Genomic DNA, 14,938 nt, shown 5'->3' on the forward strand with positions numbered 1-14,938 from the left:
GGGGGAAGGGAAATGAAATGGAACCCGCTTATTCCATTTTTACTGATCGCTGTTTTAGGAATTGGTCTGACTTTCTTTTTTTCAGTAAAGGGGCTTGATGACTCTCGAGAGATTGCAAGCGGCGGAGAAAGCAAATCTGCTGAAAAGAAAGATGCAAACGCTTCACCAGAGGATATATACAAGGCAAACTGCATCACATGCCACGGTGAAAATTATGAAGGTGTTTCGGGTCCGAGCTTAAAAGGTGTAGGGGATAAGAAAGATGTCGCTGAAATTAAAACAAAAATTGAAAAAGGCGGTAATGGAATGCCTTCCGGTCTTGTTCCAGCCGATAAGCTGGATGATATGGCAGAGTGGGTATCAAAAATAAAATAAAAGATTATCTTTCTCCTTATATTGTACGTTCTCAGGCCGCCGAGATGATCTCGACAGCCTTTTATTTTTGTTTACCGTATGAGAGCATTTATCAAAATAAAGTATCTGAAAATCATTCGCTCAGCTTGGATTCCTGGCTGATTTTTTATATGATAGAAAAGGAAAAAATGATTGAGAAAAGTTGTGATGACAAGTGAATGAATTAAAATTATCTAAACGGTTGCAAACAGTAGCGGAGTACATACCGAAGGGGGCGGTGATGGCTGATATCGGGTCTGACCACGCTTACCTTCCTTGCTATGCGGTGCTGAATCATAAAGCAAGCGGGGCAATTGCCGGAGAAATAACAGACGGGCCGTTGTTGTCTGCTAAGCGGCAGGTTGAAAAATCCGGCTTGAGCACACATATTTCCGTAAGGCAGGGGGACGGCCTCGAAGTGATTAAAAAAGGTGAAGCCGATGCCGTTACGATTGCAGGAATGGGCGGGTCTTTGATTGCTCACATTTTAGAAGCGGGTAAAGACAAATTAACAGGGAAGGAACGGCTTATTTTGCAGCCGAATATTCATGCTGTTCATATCAGGGAGTGGCTTTATAAAGAAGGGTATGCACTGATTGATGAGGTAATCCTTGAGGAAGACGGAAAGTGCTATGAGGTGCTTGTCGCCGAAGCGGGAGACAGAGACGCGGCTTATGCGGATATTTCGGTAGCAGCCGGAATGCTCGTCGGCCCTTTCTTAGCAAGAGAAAAGAATGCTGTCTTCTTGAAAAAATGGACACAAGAGCTTCAGCATACACAAAACATTTATGAACAGATCAGCCAAGCTGCGAGTACAGAGCAAAATAAACAGAAATTAACGGAGCTCGCCGATCGAATGGAGCTGCTAAAGGAGGTTATTGATCATGGCTAAAAGCGTAAATGGGCAGCAGATTATCCAGCTGTTTGAACAATTTTCCCCGAAAGCCTATGCGGTTGAAGGTGATAAAATCGGCCTGCAAATCGGCACCTTAAACAAACCGATTAAAAATGTGATGGTTACACTTGATGTGTTGGAGAGTGTTATTGATGAAGCGATTGAAAAAGAGGTTGATTTGATCATTGCACACCACCCTCCGATTTTCAGGCCGCTAAAGCATATTGCAACAGACCAGCCTGCCGGAAGGCTCATTGAAAAGTGTTTGAAGCATGATATCGCTGTTTATGCAGCTCATACTAATTTAGACGTTGCGGACGGCGGCGTGAATGATTTGCTTGCTGAAGCATTAGAGCTGAGTGAGACGGATGTGCTGGCGCCTACTTATACTGATCCTCTAAAAAAGCTGGCCGTATACGTACCGAAGGAATATGAAGAGCAGGTCAGGGGAGCGCTCGGAAATGCCGGAGCCGGTCATATCGGCGAATACAGCCATTGTGCGTTTTCGTTTGAGGGAATCGGCAGCTTTAAGCCATTGGACTGCGCCAAGCCGTTTATCGGTGAAGTAGGGGAGCTTGAGCTTGTTCATGAAGTAAGACTTGAGACTGTGTTTCCTAAAAGCATCGAAAAAGCTGTAATAAAAGCAATGATAAAAAGCCATCCATATGAAGAAGTCGCTTATGATATCTATCCTGTCGAGCAGTCTCCCGCCGAAAAAGGACTTGGCCGTGTGGGAACCCTTAAAAATGAGATGACGCTCAAGGAGTTTGCTTTATTTGTGAAAGACAAGCTTGACGTCAATGGTGTCAGAGTAGTGGGCGATGCTGACAGTATGGTGAAAAAGGTAGCTGTTCTTGGCGGAGACGGAAACAAGTATATTCATCAGGCGAAACGAAAGGGCGCTGATGTTTACGTCACAGGAGATTTATACTTCCATGTGGCCCATGATGCAATGATGCTTGGCCTGAATGTGGTTGACCCGGGCCATTATGCGGAAAAAATCATGAAAGAAGGCGTCACGAGAAAACTGACATCAATGTGCAACGATAAAAAGCTTGATGTAAATATCTTTGTTTCTGAAACAGATACTAATCCATTTATGTTTCTATAAAAAAACTGAGGCTTTTGCAGCCTCAGTTTTTTGCTTTTACTTTCGGAAGTATTTTTTTGAGCGGTACATTGTGTTCAGTTGTCCAAGTTGACGGATCTTCATGTTCGTACTGCTCCAAAAAGCGAATGACTTCTTTTGTGATGGGCGTTGGTGTTGAAGCCCCCGCTGTAACCGCAACGGTATTCACGCCTTTTAGCCATTCGAGCTTTAATTCGCTTAAGTCGCCGATCCGGTATGCTTTTGTGCCGGCTATTTCCTCTGATACTTGAGCAAGCCTATTAGAATTGTTGCTTTTCGGGTCGCCGACAACGATTGTTAAGTCCGCTTTTTTCGCCTGCTCTGATACAGCTTCCTGCCGCACTTGAGTAGCGAGGCAAATCTCTTGGTGATATTCGACATGGGGATATTTTTCTTTAACAAGCTCCATGATGTCGTGAACATCCCATTGAGACATTGTTGTTTGATTCGTCACGATTAACTTCTCTGCTTGGATATTCAGGTTTTTCACATCTTCTTCTTTTTCAACTAAGTGAACGATCTCCGGCGCTACGCCAACGGCTCCTTCAGGCTCTGGATGCCCTTTTTTGCCGATATAGATTACGTGATATCCTTTTTCTTTCATCTCCAGAATTAAATTGTGAGTTTTCGTCACATCCGGACATGTCGCATCAATTGCGACTAATCCTTTTTCTTCGGCGATTCTTCTGACTTCGGGAGAAACACCGTGCGCAGTGTAAATGACGGTTCCTTTGTCAACCTGCTTTAGGATGTCCAGACGGTTAGCACCGTCCAATGTGAAAATCCCTTCCTCTTCAAAGGCATCAGTAACGTGTTTATTATGAACAATCATCCCGAGTATATAGATGGGCCTTGGCAAGCTTTTATCTAGTGCTGCGTTTTTGGCAATGACCATAGCATCAACAACGCCATAGCAATAGCCGCGCGGCGAAATTTTAATTACGTCCATTTTCGGTTGTCCTCCAATACTGAAGTGAGTAAAGGCAATATAAAAAGCCGTAATCAAACGGCTTTATTCTTGCATTCTTCTGATTTCATTATAGCCAATCTCACTTCAGATATCAAAGAATGTTAAATATATAATCTTGGTTTTGAACTGCCTGATGTTCTTTTCGGAGCAGGAGAAGCAGCTTCATTTTTCTTCGGGGCAGATGTTTTTGGTTCTTGTTCTTTATTGTCAGGTGTTTTTGATTTCTTTGGCAGAGAAGAACTTTTTGCTTTTGATTTTTTGTTTCCATCTGAGGTTTTTGTTTCATCCTCACCCTCTTTCTCTTTTTCTGTTGATTCTTCTGAATCTGTTTCTTTTTCACTTTCCTCATTGCTCTCTGTCTCTGTATCATCACTTTTACTTAATTGGCTGTACAGCTTCATTAATGACGGCAGATTGCGGACTAATGGGCCGTACTGCTGGATCATAGGGGTGACTTGCTGCGCCATGCCGAGCACTTTTTGCACATTCCCGAGCATACTTGATAAAGATGCAGGATTGGCGATATTTTGAATCCCTTGCAGGCCTGCACCTCCGCTCGCTGAGGCACCTGCTCCAGGAAAGCCGGCGCCCCCAGCGCCTCCTCCGCCGGGCAAGAACTTTGACAGCATTCCTTTTAAGCCTCCGCCTGCGCCATTTCTTGCTGCGGCATTTGCCTGAGGAAGAAATTGTCTGGCTTGCTGAAAACCTTGCTGCTGTGCTCCAAATGAAGGTCCTCGCATAGTAGGAAGTCCTCTACCCATCATTCGCTGATTTGGCATGGGGCGGGGCGGTCCGGGCCGTGGGAAATTTCTCATTGGCTGCTGCGGTGAAAACATACTTGTACCTCCTTTCAGCTCTCTCTGCTATTAGAATATGCATGGGCTGTGGTATTTGCTTTACAAAACTGAATAAACAAACGCCTTCCAAACGTGGTGTTTTTAAGCAAAATCGGGTATAATGTGATGATGGACACAGAATGTGCCGCTTTAAGGAGCTGGGAAAAATGAAAGAAACAAAATTTGAACTTTATGAATTGAAACCATTTATTATAGATGCAGTACACCGCCTTGGTTTTTACGAACCGACTGATATTCAGAAAAGGCTGATTCCTGCAGTGCTAAAAAAAGAAAGCGTCATCGGCCAGTCTCAGACGGGTACAGGAAAGACGCACGCTTATTTACTGCCTTTATTAAACAAAATCGATCCTGCTAAGGATGTCGTTCAGGTTGTCATTACGGCTCCGACAAGAGAGCTTGCTAACCAGATTCATCAGGAAGCGCTTAAAATCACCCAGGGTGAAGAAGGCAGTCAGATTCGCTCGAAATGTTTTATCGGAGGCACAGATAAACAAAAATCGATTGATAAACTGAAAACACAGCCTCATCTTGTTGTCGGTACGCCCGGACGGATTGCCGATTTAATCAAAGAACAGGCGTTAAGTGTTCATAAAGCGGGAGCTCTCGTCATTGATGAAGCTGATTTAATGCTGGACATGGGATTTATTGCAGATGTAGATTACATTGGTTCCCGTATGCCTGAGGATTTGCAGATGCTGGTATTCTCTGCGACCATTCCGGAAAAGCTGAAACCATTTTTGAAGAAATATATGGAAAATCCGAAATACGCTCACGTTGAGCCAAAACAGGTGACTGCTGCGAAGATTGAGCATATCCTCATTCCTTCAAAACATCGTGATAAGGACAAGCTCCTTTTTGACATTATGTCTCACCTGAATCCATACCTGGGCATTGTGTTTGCCAATACGAAAAACACTGCTGATCATATCGCTCAATATCTGACTGAAAAAGGTATGAAAATCGGGCTGCTGCACGGCGGTTTAACGCCTCGTGAACGGAAAAAAGTCATGAAGCAGATCAATGATTTGGAATTTACTTATATCATTGCAACTGACCTTGCCGCAAGAGGGATTGACATTAAAGGTATCAGCCATGTGATCAACTATGAGCTGCCGGATGATCTCGATTTTTATGTTCACCGTGTGGGCAGAACGGCTCGCGCCGGCTCATCAGGGCAAGCGATGACCATTTACGGGCTTTCTGATGAGGATGCATTAGCCAGACTTGAGAAAATGGGCATCGAATTTGATTACTTGGAGCTTGAAAAGGGCGAGTGGAAAAAAGGCGATGACCGCCAGCGCCGCAAAAAGCGTAAAAAAACGCCAAACGAAGCGGATGAAATTGCACATCGTCTCGTGAAAAAGCCGAAGAAGGTAAAGCCTGGCTATAAAAAGAAAATGAGCTACGAGATGGAGAAAATCAAGAAAAAACAGAGAAGAAACCAATCTAAGAAAAGAAAGTAGGGGAACCTGTTGCTGAGAATAGGCTCACACGTCTCTATGAGCGGAAAACATATGCTTCTGGCTGCAAGCCAGGAAGCAGTCTCTTATGGAGCGAACACGTTTATGATCTATACAGGCGCACCGCAAAATACGCGCCGAAAGAAAATTGAAGATTTGAATATAGAAGCTGGCCGGGCACACATGCAAGAAAACGGCATTGACGAGATTATTGTACACGCGCCTTATATTATTAATATTGGCAATACGACAAATCCGTCCACTTTTGAGCTTGGTGTCGATTTTCTTCGTTCTGAAATTGAGCGGACAGCGGCCATCGGAGCGAAGCAAATTGTTCTTCACCCGGGCGCTCATGTAGGAGCGGGAGCTGAAGCATGCATCAAGAAAATTATTGAAGGCTTAAATGAAGTAATTGATCCAAACCAAAATGTCCAGATTGCATTAGAGACAATGGCAGGAAAAGGATCAGAATGCGGCAGAAGCTTTGAGGAGCTGGCCCAGATTATCGAAGGCGTTACACACAATGAGCATCTCTCAGTGTGTTTTGACACATGCCATACACATGATGCCGGATATAACATTGTCGAAGACTTTGACGGAGTGCTGAATGAGTTCGATAAAACCGTCGGCATTGACCGTATTAAAGTGCTTCATATTAATGACAGCAAAAATGTCAAAGGCGCAAGAAAAGACCGCCATGAAAACATCGGCTTTGGCGAAATCGGCTTTGACGCACTGCAATATGTCGTTCACCATGAGCAGTTAAAAGACATCCCGAAAATCCTTGAGACGCCGTATGTAGGTGAGGATAAAAAGAACAAAAAGCCGCCATACCGTTTTGAAATTGACATGCTGAAAGAAAAACAATTTGATGACACATTGCTCGAAAAAATTTTACAGCAATAAAAAAATGGGGGGATAGATCCCCCGTTTTTTTAGCTTGTAAATTGTTTGAATAGTTCATTAACGGTTTGAGCTGTTTGTTTTGATGTGATCGCCTCTACTTGTTTCAGCAGCCGCATTCGTTCACTATCATTAAAGATATTCACGTTTTTCCCGTATAACAGTTTTGCTACTTCTGTGGCTTGCGTTCTTGTCAAACTGATTCCGTATTGTTTTGAGTACTTCAGCAGGTCGTCAGCAGTAGCCTGATTTAGCCGCTGTAAAATAATTCTTTGAAATAAAATCATCGCTCGTTCCACCTCCAGACTTAATGTATGGCAACTCAGTAAAATGTGTCAGTGTTTAATGGTAAAATAGATTTATAATGTATTAAAAATAGTTATTGCAGGAAAGGAGATTTTATGACCCCAACAAAACAACATAAGAGAGAAACATTTTTCCACTTTATTTTCAGGGTAGTCATGATTTTGGCAGGAGCTGCATCTGCGGCTGTAAGTATCGAATTGTTTTTAATCCCCAACGATTTTATTGACGGCGGGATTATCGGTGTATCGCTTATTTTAGACCACCTCTTTATATCAAACCCCTTTCTGAATTTCGCTTTTTTCGTTGTCGTTTTAAATATTCCTTTTATGATCTTCGGATATAAATATATCGGTAAGACTTTCCTTGTCTCTACAATGATTGGGATTGTCGGGCTTGCTGTTATTGAATCCTCGCTGCACAATGTAGATGCCATTACAACCCAGCCCATTTTGGCCACTGTGTTCGGAGGTCTTTTACTTGGCTTTGGAGTCGGGCTCGTGATTCGAAACGGAGGTTCAATGGATGGCACAGAAATTCTCGGTATTTTACTGACAAAAAAGCTGCCATTTTCAGTAGGTGAGTTTGTGATGATCATCAATGTATTCATTTTCATTTGGGCCGGTTTTGTCTTTGGACCCGAGCAAGCGATGTACTCTTTCATGACTTATTATATTGCAATGAAAACCATTGATGCCGTGATCCAGGGGCTTGATGAAACAAAAGCTGTCATTATTGTGTCGGATCAGTATGATGAGATATCCGACGCGATTTTGCACCGTCTTGGACGGGGAACAACAAAGCTGAAAGGGAAAGGCGGATATACGGACGAGGAGAAGGACGTGATTTACGCCGTTGTCACAAGGCTCGAAGTGACCAAGCTTAAATCAATCGTGTTTGAAGTTGATATTAATGCATTCATTACGATTATGAATACCCATGAGACACGGGGCGGGAAATTCAAAAACGCAATCCATTAGGCTTTCATTTACTTTTATTCACTTTATGGGTATAATTTTATCTGCAGTAAAGAAAATGGCTTGCTGGTCAGACAGCTGCCATTTTCTTTTTCATACATGTCATACGTTCTTAAGCAAAGTGAAAAGGGGGACCCTTCATGAACGTACAAGAAGCGCTGAACCTGCTGAAAGAAAACGGATATAAATATACAAACAAACGGGAGGATATGCTGCAGCTTTTTGCTGATTCAGACAAATATCTTACTGCTAAAAACGTACTGTCTGCATTAAATGATGATTATCCCGGCTTAAGCTTTGATACAATCTACAGAAACCTTTCTTTATATGAAGAACTTGGTATTTTGGAAACAACCGAGCTGTCCGGTGAAAAGCTCTTCCGATTTAAGTGTTCATTTACCCATCATCACCATCACTTTATTTGTCTTGCCTGCGGCAAAACAAAGGAAATTGAATCATGCCCGATGGACAAGCTTTGTGATGATTTAGATGGCTATGAGGTCAGCGGGCATAAATTTGAGATTTACGGCACATGTCCTGACTGTACAGCGGAAACCCTTGAAAACACTACTGCATAATGAATTGCGTATATAAAAGAAAAAAGGGGCCCAGTTTTAAAGTGGGCTCCTTTTTCAGTTATTGACACGTATAAAATAATGTTTGTTTTTGTTTATCCATTGAACGGCTTCCAGCCAGTTGTTTACTCTGGTGATGTTTGAATCAATCGGGAGCTGATTATAAGGAGAATTGAACAAAATCACCGGTATGCCGGCTTCTTTGGCAATCATCATGGCGTTTCCGTGATGATCTTCAAAAAACAAGTCGATGTTATGATTTCTGACTGCTTCAACTTTATGATGACCGCCAACGAGTTCGATGTGGTCGTAATGAATGTTTTGTCTGTCAAACCATTCATAAGTAATGTCTGTTAAATGAGTCCGTCTCGCTGTAATATAAATAAGCTTGTGCTCCTCTTTGAGGAGGTCAAGTGACTGTTTTGCATGCTGCGCAAGCAATGCTTCCTTATATATGATTGCTTCATGTTGATTCATCCAATCCCAAAATTCTTCCTGTGTAATATGTAACAGCTTTGTTAAATCATAATCCGTCATATCATTTAATGAAATGGAAAGATTAAACGAGCGGTTCAAATAAGGGACGAATGTATCCTGAGCCGTAATTGTGCCGTCAATATCTATTCCTAAGCGTAACATGCCCACACTCCTTCAGTTTCATCCCTTCAAGTGTAACATAAACAATTAACATTAACAGAAAAGTTTAGCAAACATGAATCAGGCAAAATAGATCAAACTATAAAAGCTCCTTTAATAAAAACAGAAGGGGGAATTGAAGGTGGCAAACGATTACGAAAATCGGAATAACAACAGCTACTATGTTGACCATGGTTCTGAGGGAACGAATATTACCCGCGACAATGATGGTTTTTTTGAGGAAACAGCTGCTGAAATCGCTGAGCCTTACCGAGCTGCTGACCGCAGCAATGACCGAGATAAAGGTCGCAGCGGCGGCAATGTCAATGAAGGACGGGGAATAGGATATATCGGTTTAGCCTTGTCCATTATTTCATTGTTTGTACTGCCTGTTTTATTGGGAGCTGCCGGTATTATTGTCGGCTATATCGCAAGAAGAAGAGGCGCCCAAGGCCTTGGCGCTTGGGCGATGGGCATCGGTGTCGTCTCATTAGTGCTTGGAATATTTATTATTCCATTTTTCTAACGCAAAAAGCTTGACGGGTTCCCGTCAAGCTTTTTGTGTCTCTTCTTTTAATTTTGCTTTTTCAGCTTCAAGCTTTGCATAGTGTTCCTCAGCAAGAATGTCAATTTCTTTCTTAAGTTCCTCTACCATTGTTTCCTCTGGAACCTTACGGACAATCTTCCCTTTCCGGAATAACAATCCTTCACCGCGCGCTCCGGCAATTCCGATATCAGCTTCTCTCGCTTCTCCGGGTCCGTTTACTGCACAGCCGAGAACAGCGACTTTAATCGGCGCTTTTATTTTAGAAATATATTCTTCCACTTCATTGGCAATGCTGATCAAATCAATCTCAATACGGCCGCAAGTCGGACATGAGATGAGCGTGGCAGCATTGGAGGCTAAGCCGAAAGATTTTAGAAGCTCCCTCGCTACTTTTACCTCTTCCACAGGATCTGCACTTAATGAAATACGCATGGTGTTACCGATGCCTTTGCTTAAAATCGCGCCGAGTCCAGCCGCGCTCTTTACTGTGCCGGCAAACAGCGTTCCTGATTCGGTGATCCCGAGGTGAAGCGGGTAGTCAAATGCTTTCGCCGCTTTTTCATAAGCCTCGATCGCAAGGTTAACGTCAGATGCCTTCATGCTGACAATAATATCGTGAAAATCGAGATCCTCAAGAATTTTAATGTGATGAAGTGCGCTTTCTACCATTCCGTCAGCAGTCGGATAACCGTATTTTTCTAAAATCCGTTTTTCGAGTGAACCGGCGTTGACACCGATTCTGATCGGAATCCCTTTTTCTTTCGCCGCTTTAACGACCGCTTCGACTTTTTCGCGGCGGCCGATGTTGCCTGGGTTGATTCGGATTTTATCTGCGCCGCCTTCAATAGCTTTTAACGCAAGCTTATAATCGAAATGTATGTCAACAACGAGCGGAATGGAAATCCGTTTTTTAATATCGGCAATGGCGTTTGCCGCCCGTTCATCCGGACATGCCACCCGGACGATTTGGCATCCGGCTTCAGCCAAACGGTTAATTTCCGCAACCGTAGCTTCTACATCATGTGTTTTTGTTGTTGTCATGCTTTGGATGACAACTTCATTGTTGCCGCCTATTGTTAAAGGTCCCACTTTGACGGGACGCGTTTTTGTACGATGTGTGATTTCACTCACTTGCAATCGCTCCTTAATTGTAGTTGCCGCTTCTAGATATAACAATTCTAGTATGGTTTAAGTGAATTTATTTTACAAATTACATTGTAACAGTGTCTTCGCCGAACTGACAAGAAATTAACGCTAATTAGGGTAGACTGGGAATTTGTACGCTGTTCCAGCTTGAATGGCGTTGGCTTTCACATTCGGATTCAGCGTTTCAAAATCCTTTACAATGTCGTCCGGTGAACCTGCTGATCCGACAATCGACATAACCGTATCACCCGGCTTTACCTTCACCGTTTTAAACGCAGGTTCCTGTGCAGCTGTTTTTGCTGATGCTTCATAGACAGGGAGGTCCTGAAAAGGTATCGTTCCAATTTTAAGGTCATAAAAAAGAATAAAAAGAATAAAAACAATGCTGCATACTAAAGTGAGACGCTTCATCGCTTTTCCTCCCGCATACGAAATTTTATACTATCGTATGCTTGTCCATTTGGATTCATGACAAAAGAAAAGAGACTGCGAATGCAGTCTCGGATTATACAGCAGCTTTTTTTGACGGAATCTCTTTTAAAACAAGGAATAGAATGACAAAGTTGACAAACCAGTTCAGCAAAAATTCACTTGGAACTGTCACTTCTAACGCACGCATGATCGTAAAGAATACAGTCGATAAGGTGACGGAATAGGCAGAAAGCCTCCAGAGCTGGTGATAGGACAGATGCTTTTTCTGTGAATTCTTAATGATTACTCCGATTAGCGCCAAGAATGATACTTCAATAAATTTTCCCGCGGCTGTTACGAGAAAAATGAGAATGGAAAGAACCGTTACGATCATCGTTTGATTTTGGTTTAAACCCGCAATAACGTCTTTTTTTGCCAAATCTGACGGCATCATGGAGTAAGGCATTTCTTGGGCTTGTCCGTCAATGGCCAACACAAATTTATCCTGAAGGATGCCGATCGCGTTTTGCTTCGCTTCAATTTGTTCGGTGCCGTAGGCGTCTGTCGGATCAAACACGATCACGAAACCATTTGCCTGTGATTCTGTGGCTTTTTTTTCATCCGTTTGAAGTTTGCCGTTTGAAATTGTGAAATCAGGGAAATCTTTGTTTACAACGGTTTTAAAACCGTTGATAGAATTTACGGTCCCTGCGCTTACATAATAAGCGGTAGGGATTGCAAAAAGGACAGAGAGCAAAAATACATAAAGAATCGCTTTCCCGATTCCTTGAAATCTTGTTTTTGCAATATCACGGGGAGAGTATGTACTTTTGATGAAAAGCTGAAATACATTCACTATCTTCACTTCCTAGCTATACTTAATATATGTTGCTTATTGTATCGTTGCCTACGTGTGAATACAAGGAAGACATGAAGAAGATAGATGAAGAAAGGGAGGATGGATGCTATGGATTTGTTGTATTGGCTGTTGATTGCGGCGGTATTTATCATCGCTTTTGTCGGGCTGGTGTACCCAATTATTCCGAGTGTCGTATTTATTGTTGCCGGCTTTATCTTGTACGGATTCTTGTTTTCGTTCAGTCCGTATTCTTATATGTTCTGGCTCGTTGAAGCCGTTTTTGCCGCAGTATTATTCGCCGCGGATTACGTGTCTAATTTGCTTGGAGTAAAAAGATTCGGCGGAAGCAAAGCCGCCATATGGGGAAGCACGATCGGTTTATTAATCGGGCCTTTCGTCATTCCGGTCGCAGGGATCATATTAGGTCCGTTTATCGGGGCTGTTTGTGCAGAACTTATCGTCCATCAAAAGGACGTAAAGTCAGCGTTTAAAATCGGTCTCGGCTCACTCATTGGTTTTTTGACAGGGGTTATCGCAAAGGGTATCATACAGCTTTTGATGATCGGATATTTTTTATGGACGGTCCTATAAGAATTGAGGGAGGCAGGTTTAATGGGGCGGATTATCGGTTAAAGTGAAATATGTTTGCTGAAATGGCCAACATGTGAGCTTTTTCATTGATTACAAAGCGTTCTTTTGTTACATTGAATGAAGAAAGGCTCGCTGTGAAGCGGCATTTCAGTACATATATATACTAAGGAGGAATTTATCATGTCTTACAAACTTCCAGAACTACCTTATGCGTACGATGCTTTAGAACCGCATATTGATAAGGAAACTATGACTATTCACCATACGAAACACCATAACACATACGTGACAAATTTAAACAAAGCGGTTGAAGGAAACACTGCCCTTGCAAACAAATCAGTTGAAGAGCTTGTTGCAGATCTTGATTCTGTTCCTGAAAACATCCGCACTGCAGTTCGCAACAACGGCGGCGGACACGCAAACCACTCATTATTCTGGACGCTTTTATCTCCAAACGGCGGCGGTGAGCCAACTGGCGCGCTTGCTGATGAGATCAACAGTGTATTTGGTAGCTTTGACAAATTCAAAGAGCAGTTCGCAGCTGCAGCAGCTGGACGCTTCGGTTCTGGCTGGGCATGGCTTGTTGTAAACAACGGCAAACTTGAAATCACAAGCACGCCAAACCAAGATTCTCCGCTTTCTGAAGGCAAAACGCCTATCTTAGGTCTTGACGTTTGGGAGCATGCTTACTACCTTAACTATCAAAACCGCCGTCCTGATTACATTTCAGCTTTCTGGAATGTTGTGAACTGGGATGAAGTGGCTCGCCTATACAGCGAAGCAAAATAATGACTAAAGCAAGGCCCTCAATCAGGGCCTTGTTTTTTTATGTCTTCTTTTTACATATCTCGGTTTGAGTGAGACAGACTAAGGGATAGTAAAGGGGAGTCAATAATGAGCAAACTAAAAAAAGTGATTGGCGATGTAGAAGTGAACAAAGGATTACTCTTTCTGCTGACCATTGGCGGGCTTTACTCGCTGGGAATTGCACTGTCCAATACATTTGTTAATGTGTATCTTTGGAAGCAGTCAGGGAAATTTATTGATTTGGCGATATATAATTTATCCATTGTGACAATGCAGCCGATAACCTTTTATTTGGCTGGACGGTTAGCCAAAAAAATAGACAGGGTGTTCATTTTAAGATTCGGTGTCATTTTTTTAGCTGCCTTTTATTTAAGTGTGCTTTTAGCCGGAGAAACGGCGGCCAGCCGGCTCGTGCTGATCGGCGCGGTGCTCGGAGTGGGCTATGGTTTTTATTGGCTTGCGTTTAACGTGCTGACCTTTGAAATAACAGAGCCGGATACGCGAGACTTTTTCAATGGATTTATGGGCATTCTGTCTTCCTCTGCAGGAATGATCGGCCCGATTGTAGCGGGATTTGTGATCTCAAGGCTTGAAAATAATACGGGTTATACAGTGATTTTCAGTCTCTCCCTCAGTTTATTTGCCCTGGCTGTCGTGATGAGCTTTTTCTTAAAACGGAGAGAATCGAAGGGACGTTTTATGCTGAGCAAAGTATTTGGAGAGCGCCATAGCAATATGAATTGGCGGAGAATTACGAATGCGCATTTTTTTCAGGGTTTGAGAGAAGGGATTTTTGTCTTTTTAATCAGTGTATTTGTATTTATTGAGACAAACAGCGAACTGGCCCTCGGAACATTCGGTCTTGTCAACTCAGCTGTTTCCTTCTTTGCCTACTACTTTGCATCCAGGCTGATTAAGAAAAAGGCGAGAAAAAAATCAATTCTGCTGGGCGGACTTATTCTGTATGGCGCGCTGTTTTTAATTTTGTTTCATATGAGCTTTACAACATTATTGACGTACGGCGTTTTTATTGCCATTGGTTATCCTCTGCTGCTCGTGCCATATGTGTCCCTGACTTATGATGTGATCGGCCGGGCGAGGCACGCCAGAAAAGCAAGAATTGAATATATCGTGCTGAGGGAACTGTTTTTAAACGCCGGCAGAATTGTCTCCATATTATTCTTTCTCCTAATCGTGGTTCTTCTTAAAGAGGATGTGGGAATCCCTTTGTCACTTGCGATATTGGGCATAGGACATCCGCTGATTTATTACTTTGTCAAGGATATCCGTTTTAAGGAGAAAGAAGAGGAAAATGAGACCATGGAAGAAGACGGCCAGAAACGGGTAACTGAACCGAATCTTTTAAAAGGAGAAAGATAATTTTTTGTCAAAAAGGGGTTATCTGTAGAAAAAAGTCGAAAAAACCTTTAAAATGAAAAATGGCACTCTTACTTGAGTGTCTTTTCTTTCTGTAAATAG

18 protein-coding genes are annotated in these 14,938 nt (G+C 42.7%); 11 read left to right on the top strand and 7 right to left on the bottom strand.

Annotation, left to right across the window (positions count from 1 at the left end; all coding sequences use genetic code 11):
- Positions 1-12 precede the first annotated feature (12 nt).
- From cccA to V756_RS0112985, 3 genes are all read left to right on the top strand, one after another.
- Positions 13-375 (top strand): cytochrome c550, encoded by a 363-nt coding sequence (cccA, locus tag V756_RS0112970; RefSeq protein ID WP_024715021.1) that lies wholly within the window; start codon positions 13-15, stop codon positions 373-375.
- A gap of 259 nt (positions 376-634) precedes the next feature.
- Positions 635-1,285: a tRNA (adenine(22)-N(1))-methyltransferase TrmK gene (gene trmK, locus V756_RS0112980; protein ID WP_024715022.1), complete on the top strand. Its 651-nt coding sequence runs from the start codon at positions 635-637 to the stop codon at positions 1,283-1,285.
- On the top strand, positions 1,278-2,399 hold the full coding sequence (locus V756_RS0112985) for a Nif3-like dinuclear metal center hexameric protein (protein WP_024715023.1): 1,122 nt from the start codon (positions 1,278-1,280) through the stop codon (positions 2,397-2,399). Before trmK ends, V756_RS0112985 begins: the two co-directional genes overlap by 8 nt.
- A 22-nt stretch (positions 2,400-2,421) precedes the next feature.
- On the opposite strand, the gene V756_RS0112990 is transcribed toward V756_RS0112985, so the two are convergent.
- Both V756_RS0112990 and vrrA read right to left on the bottom strand, forming a co-directional pair.
- Positions 2,422-3,366 (bottom strand): 4-hydroxy-3-methylbut-2-enyl diphosphate reductase, encoded by a 945-nt coding sequence (locus V756_RS0112990; protein ID WP_024715024.1) that lies wholly within the window; start codon positions 3,364-3,366, stop codon positions 2,422-2,424.
- 122 nt (positions 3,367-3,488) lie between these two features.
- On the bottom strand, positions 3,489-4,223 hold the full coding sequence (gene vrrA / locus V756_RS0112995; protein ID WP_024715025.1) for a VrrA/YqfQ family protein: 735 nt from the start codon (positions 4,221-4,223) through the stop codon (positions 3,489-3,491).
- 167 nt (positions 4,224-4,390) lie between these two features.
- On the opposite strand from vrrA, the gene cshB reads away from it, so the two are divergent.
- Both cshB and V756_RS0113005 read left to right on the top strand, forming a co-directional pair.
- A complete protein-coding gene (cshB, locus tag V756_RS0113000; protein ID WP_024715026.1) occupies positions 4,391-5,707 on the top strand; it encodes a DEAD-box ATP-dependent RNA helicase CshB in 1,317 nt (438 codons plus the stop codon).
- A 9-nt stretch (positions 5,708-5,716) separates the two neighbouring features.
- Entirely contained in the window at positions 5,717-6,610 is an 894-nt protein-coding gene (locus V756_RS0113005; protein ID WP_024715027.1) for a deoxyribonuclease IV, read from the top strand.
- Positions 6,611-6,639: 29 nt separating this feature from the next.
- On the opposite strand, the gene V756_RS0113010 is transcribed toward V756_RS0113005, so the two are convergent.
- Positions 6,640-6,894, bottom strand: a complete 255-nt coding sequence (locus tag V756_RS0113010; protein ID WP_024715028.1) for a DUF2624 domain-containing protein — start codon at positions 6,892-6,894, stop codon at positions 6,640-6,642.
- Positions 6,895-7,008: 114 nt separating this feature from the next.
- Between V756_RS0113010 and V756_RS0113015 the strand changes: the two genes are divergently transcribed.
- Positions 7,009-7,890: a YitT family protein gene (locus V756_RS0113015; protein ID WP_024715029.1), complete on the top strand. Its 882-nt coding sequence runs from the start codon at positions 7,009-7,011 to the stop codon at positions 7,888-7,890.
- Positions 7,891-8,027: 137 nt separating this feature from the next.
- Positions 8,028-8,465 carry a zinc uptake transcriptional repressor Zur gene (gene zur / locus V756_RS0113020; protein ID WP_024715030.1) on the top strand — a complete coding sequence of 146 codons (438 nt, stop codon included), beginning with the start codon at positions 8,028-8,030 and terminating at the stop codon, positions 8,463-8,465.
- Positions 8,466-8,519: 54 nt separating this feature from the next.
- Here zur and V756_RS0113025 read toward each other — a convergent pair whose 3' ends face one another.
- The gene (locus V756_RS0113025) at positions 8,520-9,101 is read right to left on the bottom strand and encodes a nucleotidase (RefSeq protein WP_024715031.1); all 582 of its coding nucleotides are present in this window, start codon (positions 9,099-9,101) and stop codon (positions 8,520-8,522) included.
- Positions 9,102-9,234: 133 nt separating this feature from the next.
- On the opposite strand from V756_RS0113025, the gene V756_RS0113030 reads away from it, so the two are divergent.
- Positions 9,235-9,624 carry a DUF308 domain-containing protein gene (locus V756_RS0113030; protein WP_081719858.1) on the top strand — a complete coding sequence of 130 codons (390 nt, stop codon included), beginning with the start codon at positions 9,235-9,237 and terminating at the stop codon, positions 9,622-9,624.
- A gap of 24 nt (positions 9,625-9,648) precedes the next feature.
- Here V756_RS0113030 and ispG read toward each other — a convergent pair whose 3' ends face one another.
- The 3 genes from ispG to V756_RS0113045 all read right to left on the bottom strand — a co-directional run bounded on the left by ispG (position 9,649) and on the right by V756_RS0113045 (position 12,058).
- The gene (ispG, locus tag V756_RS0113035) at positions 9,649-10,782 is read right to left on the bottom strand and encodes a flavodoxin-dependent (E)-4-hydroxy-3-methylbut-2-enyl-diphosphate synthase (protein WP_081719859.1); all 1,134 of its coding nucleotides are present in this window, start codon (positions 10,780-10,782) and stop codon (positions 9,649-9,651) included.
- A gap of 117 nt (positions 10,783-10,899) precedes the next feature.
- Entirely contained in the window at positions 10,900-11,202 is a 303-nt protein-coding gene (gene yqfZ, locus V756_RS0113040; RefSeq protein ID WP_024715034.1) for a protein YqfZ, read from the bottom strand.
- 94 nt (positions 11,203-11,296) lie between these two features.
- A complete protein-coding gene (locus tag V756_RS0113045) occupies positions 11,297-12,058 on the bottom strand; it encodes a DUF1189 domain-containing protein (RefSeq protein WP_024715035.1) in 762 nt (253 codons plus the stop codon).
- A 111-nt stretch (positions 12,059-12,169) separates the two neighbouring features.
- Between V756_RS0113045 and V756_RS0113050 the strand changes: the two genes are divergently transcribed.
- The 3 genes from V756_RS0113050 to V756_RS0113060 all read left to right on the top strand — a co-directional run bounded on the left by V756_RS0113050 (position 12,170) and on the right by V756_RS0113060 (position 14,839).
- A complete protein-coding gene (locus V756_RS0113050; RefSeq protein WP_024715036.1) occupies positions 12,170-12,652 on the top strand; it encodes a DUF456 domain-containing protein in 483 nt (160 codons plus the stop codon).
- A gap of 180 nt (positions 12,653-12,832) precedes the next feature.
- Complete coding sequence (gene sodA, locus V756_RS0113055) at positions 12,833-13,441, top strand: superoxide dismutase SodA (RefSeq protein WP_024715037.1); 609 nt, start codon at positions 12,833-12,835, stop codon at positions 13,439-13,441.
- A 105-nt stretch (positions 13,442-13,546) separates the two neighbouring features.
- Positions 13,547-14,839, top strand: coding sequence for an MFS transporter (locus V756_RS0113060; protein WP_024715038.1), 1,293 nt, complete (start codon positions 13,547-13,549; stop codon positions 14,837-14,839).
- Positions 14,840-14,938 lie beyond the last annotated feature (99 nt).

The organism is Bacillus tequilensis KCTC 13622 (assembly GCF_000507145.1).
Classification (GTDB): domain Bacteria; phylum Bacillota; class Bacilli; order Bacillales; family Bacillaceae; genus Bacillus; species Bacillus tequilensis.

Bases quoted from the DNA above. Each gene is read 5' to 3' on its own strand.
- trmK (WP_024715022.1), top strand. From the start codon at position 635: ATGGCTGATATCGGGTCTGACCACGCTTACCTTCCTTGCTATGCGGTG.
- V756_RS0113010 (WP_024715028.1), bottom strand. From the start codon at position 6,894: ATGATTTTATTTCAAAGAATTATTTTACAGCGGCTAAATCAGGCTACT.
- vrrA (WP_024715025.1), bottom strand. From the start codon at position 4,223: ATGTTTTCACCGCAGCAGCCAATGAGAAATTTCCCACGGCCCGGACCG.
- cccA (WP_024715021.1), top strand. From the start codon at position 13: ATGAAATGGAACCCGCTTATTCCATTTTTACTGATCGCTGTTTTAGGA.
- zur (WP_024715030.1), top strand. From the start codon at position 8,028: ATGAACGTACAAGAAGCGCTGAACCTGCTGAAAGAAAACGGATATAAA.
- cshB (WP_024715026.1), top strand. From the start codon at position 4,391: ATGAAAGAAACAAAATTTGAACTTTATGAATTGAAACCATTTATTATA.
- V756_RS0112985 (WP_024715023.1), top strand. From the start codon at position 1,278: ATGGCTAAAAGCGTAAATGGGCAGCAGATTATCCAGCTGTTTGAACAA.
- V756_RS0113025 (WP_024715031.1), bottom strand. From the start codon at position 9,101: ATGTTACGCTTAGGAATAGATATTGACGGCACAATTACGGCTCAGGAT.
- V756_RS0112990 (WP_024715024.1), bottom strand. From the start codon at position 3,366: ATGGACGTAATTAAAATTTCGCCGCGCGGCTATTGCTATGGCGTTGTT.
- sodA (WP_024715037.1), top strand. From the start codon at position 12,833: ATGTCTTACAAACTTCCAGAACTACCTTATGCGTACGATGCTTTAGAA.
- V756_RS0113050 (WP_024715036.1), top strand. From the start codon at position 12,170: ATGGATTTGTTGTATTGGCTGTTGATTGCGGCGGTATTTATCATCGCT.
- yqfZ (WP_024715034.1), bottom strand. From the start codon at position 11,202: ATGAAGCGTCTCACTTTAGTATGCAGCATTGTTTTTATTCTTTTTATT.
- V756_RS0113015 (WP_024715029.1), top strand. From the start codon at position 7,009: ATGACCCCAACAAAACAACATAAGAGAGAAACATTTTTCCACTTTATT.
- V756_RS0113060 (WP_024715038.1), top strand. From the start codon at position 13,547: ATGAGCAAACTAAAAAAAGTGATTGGCGATGTAGAAGTGAACAAAGGA.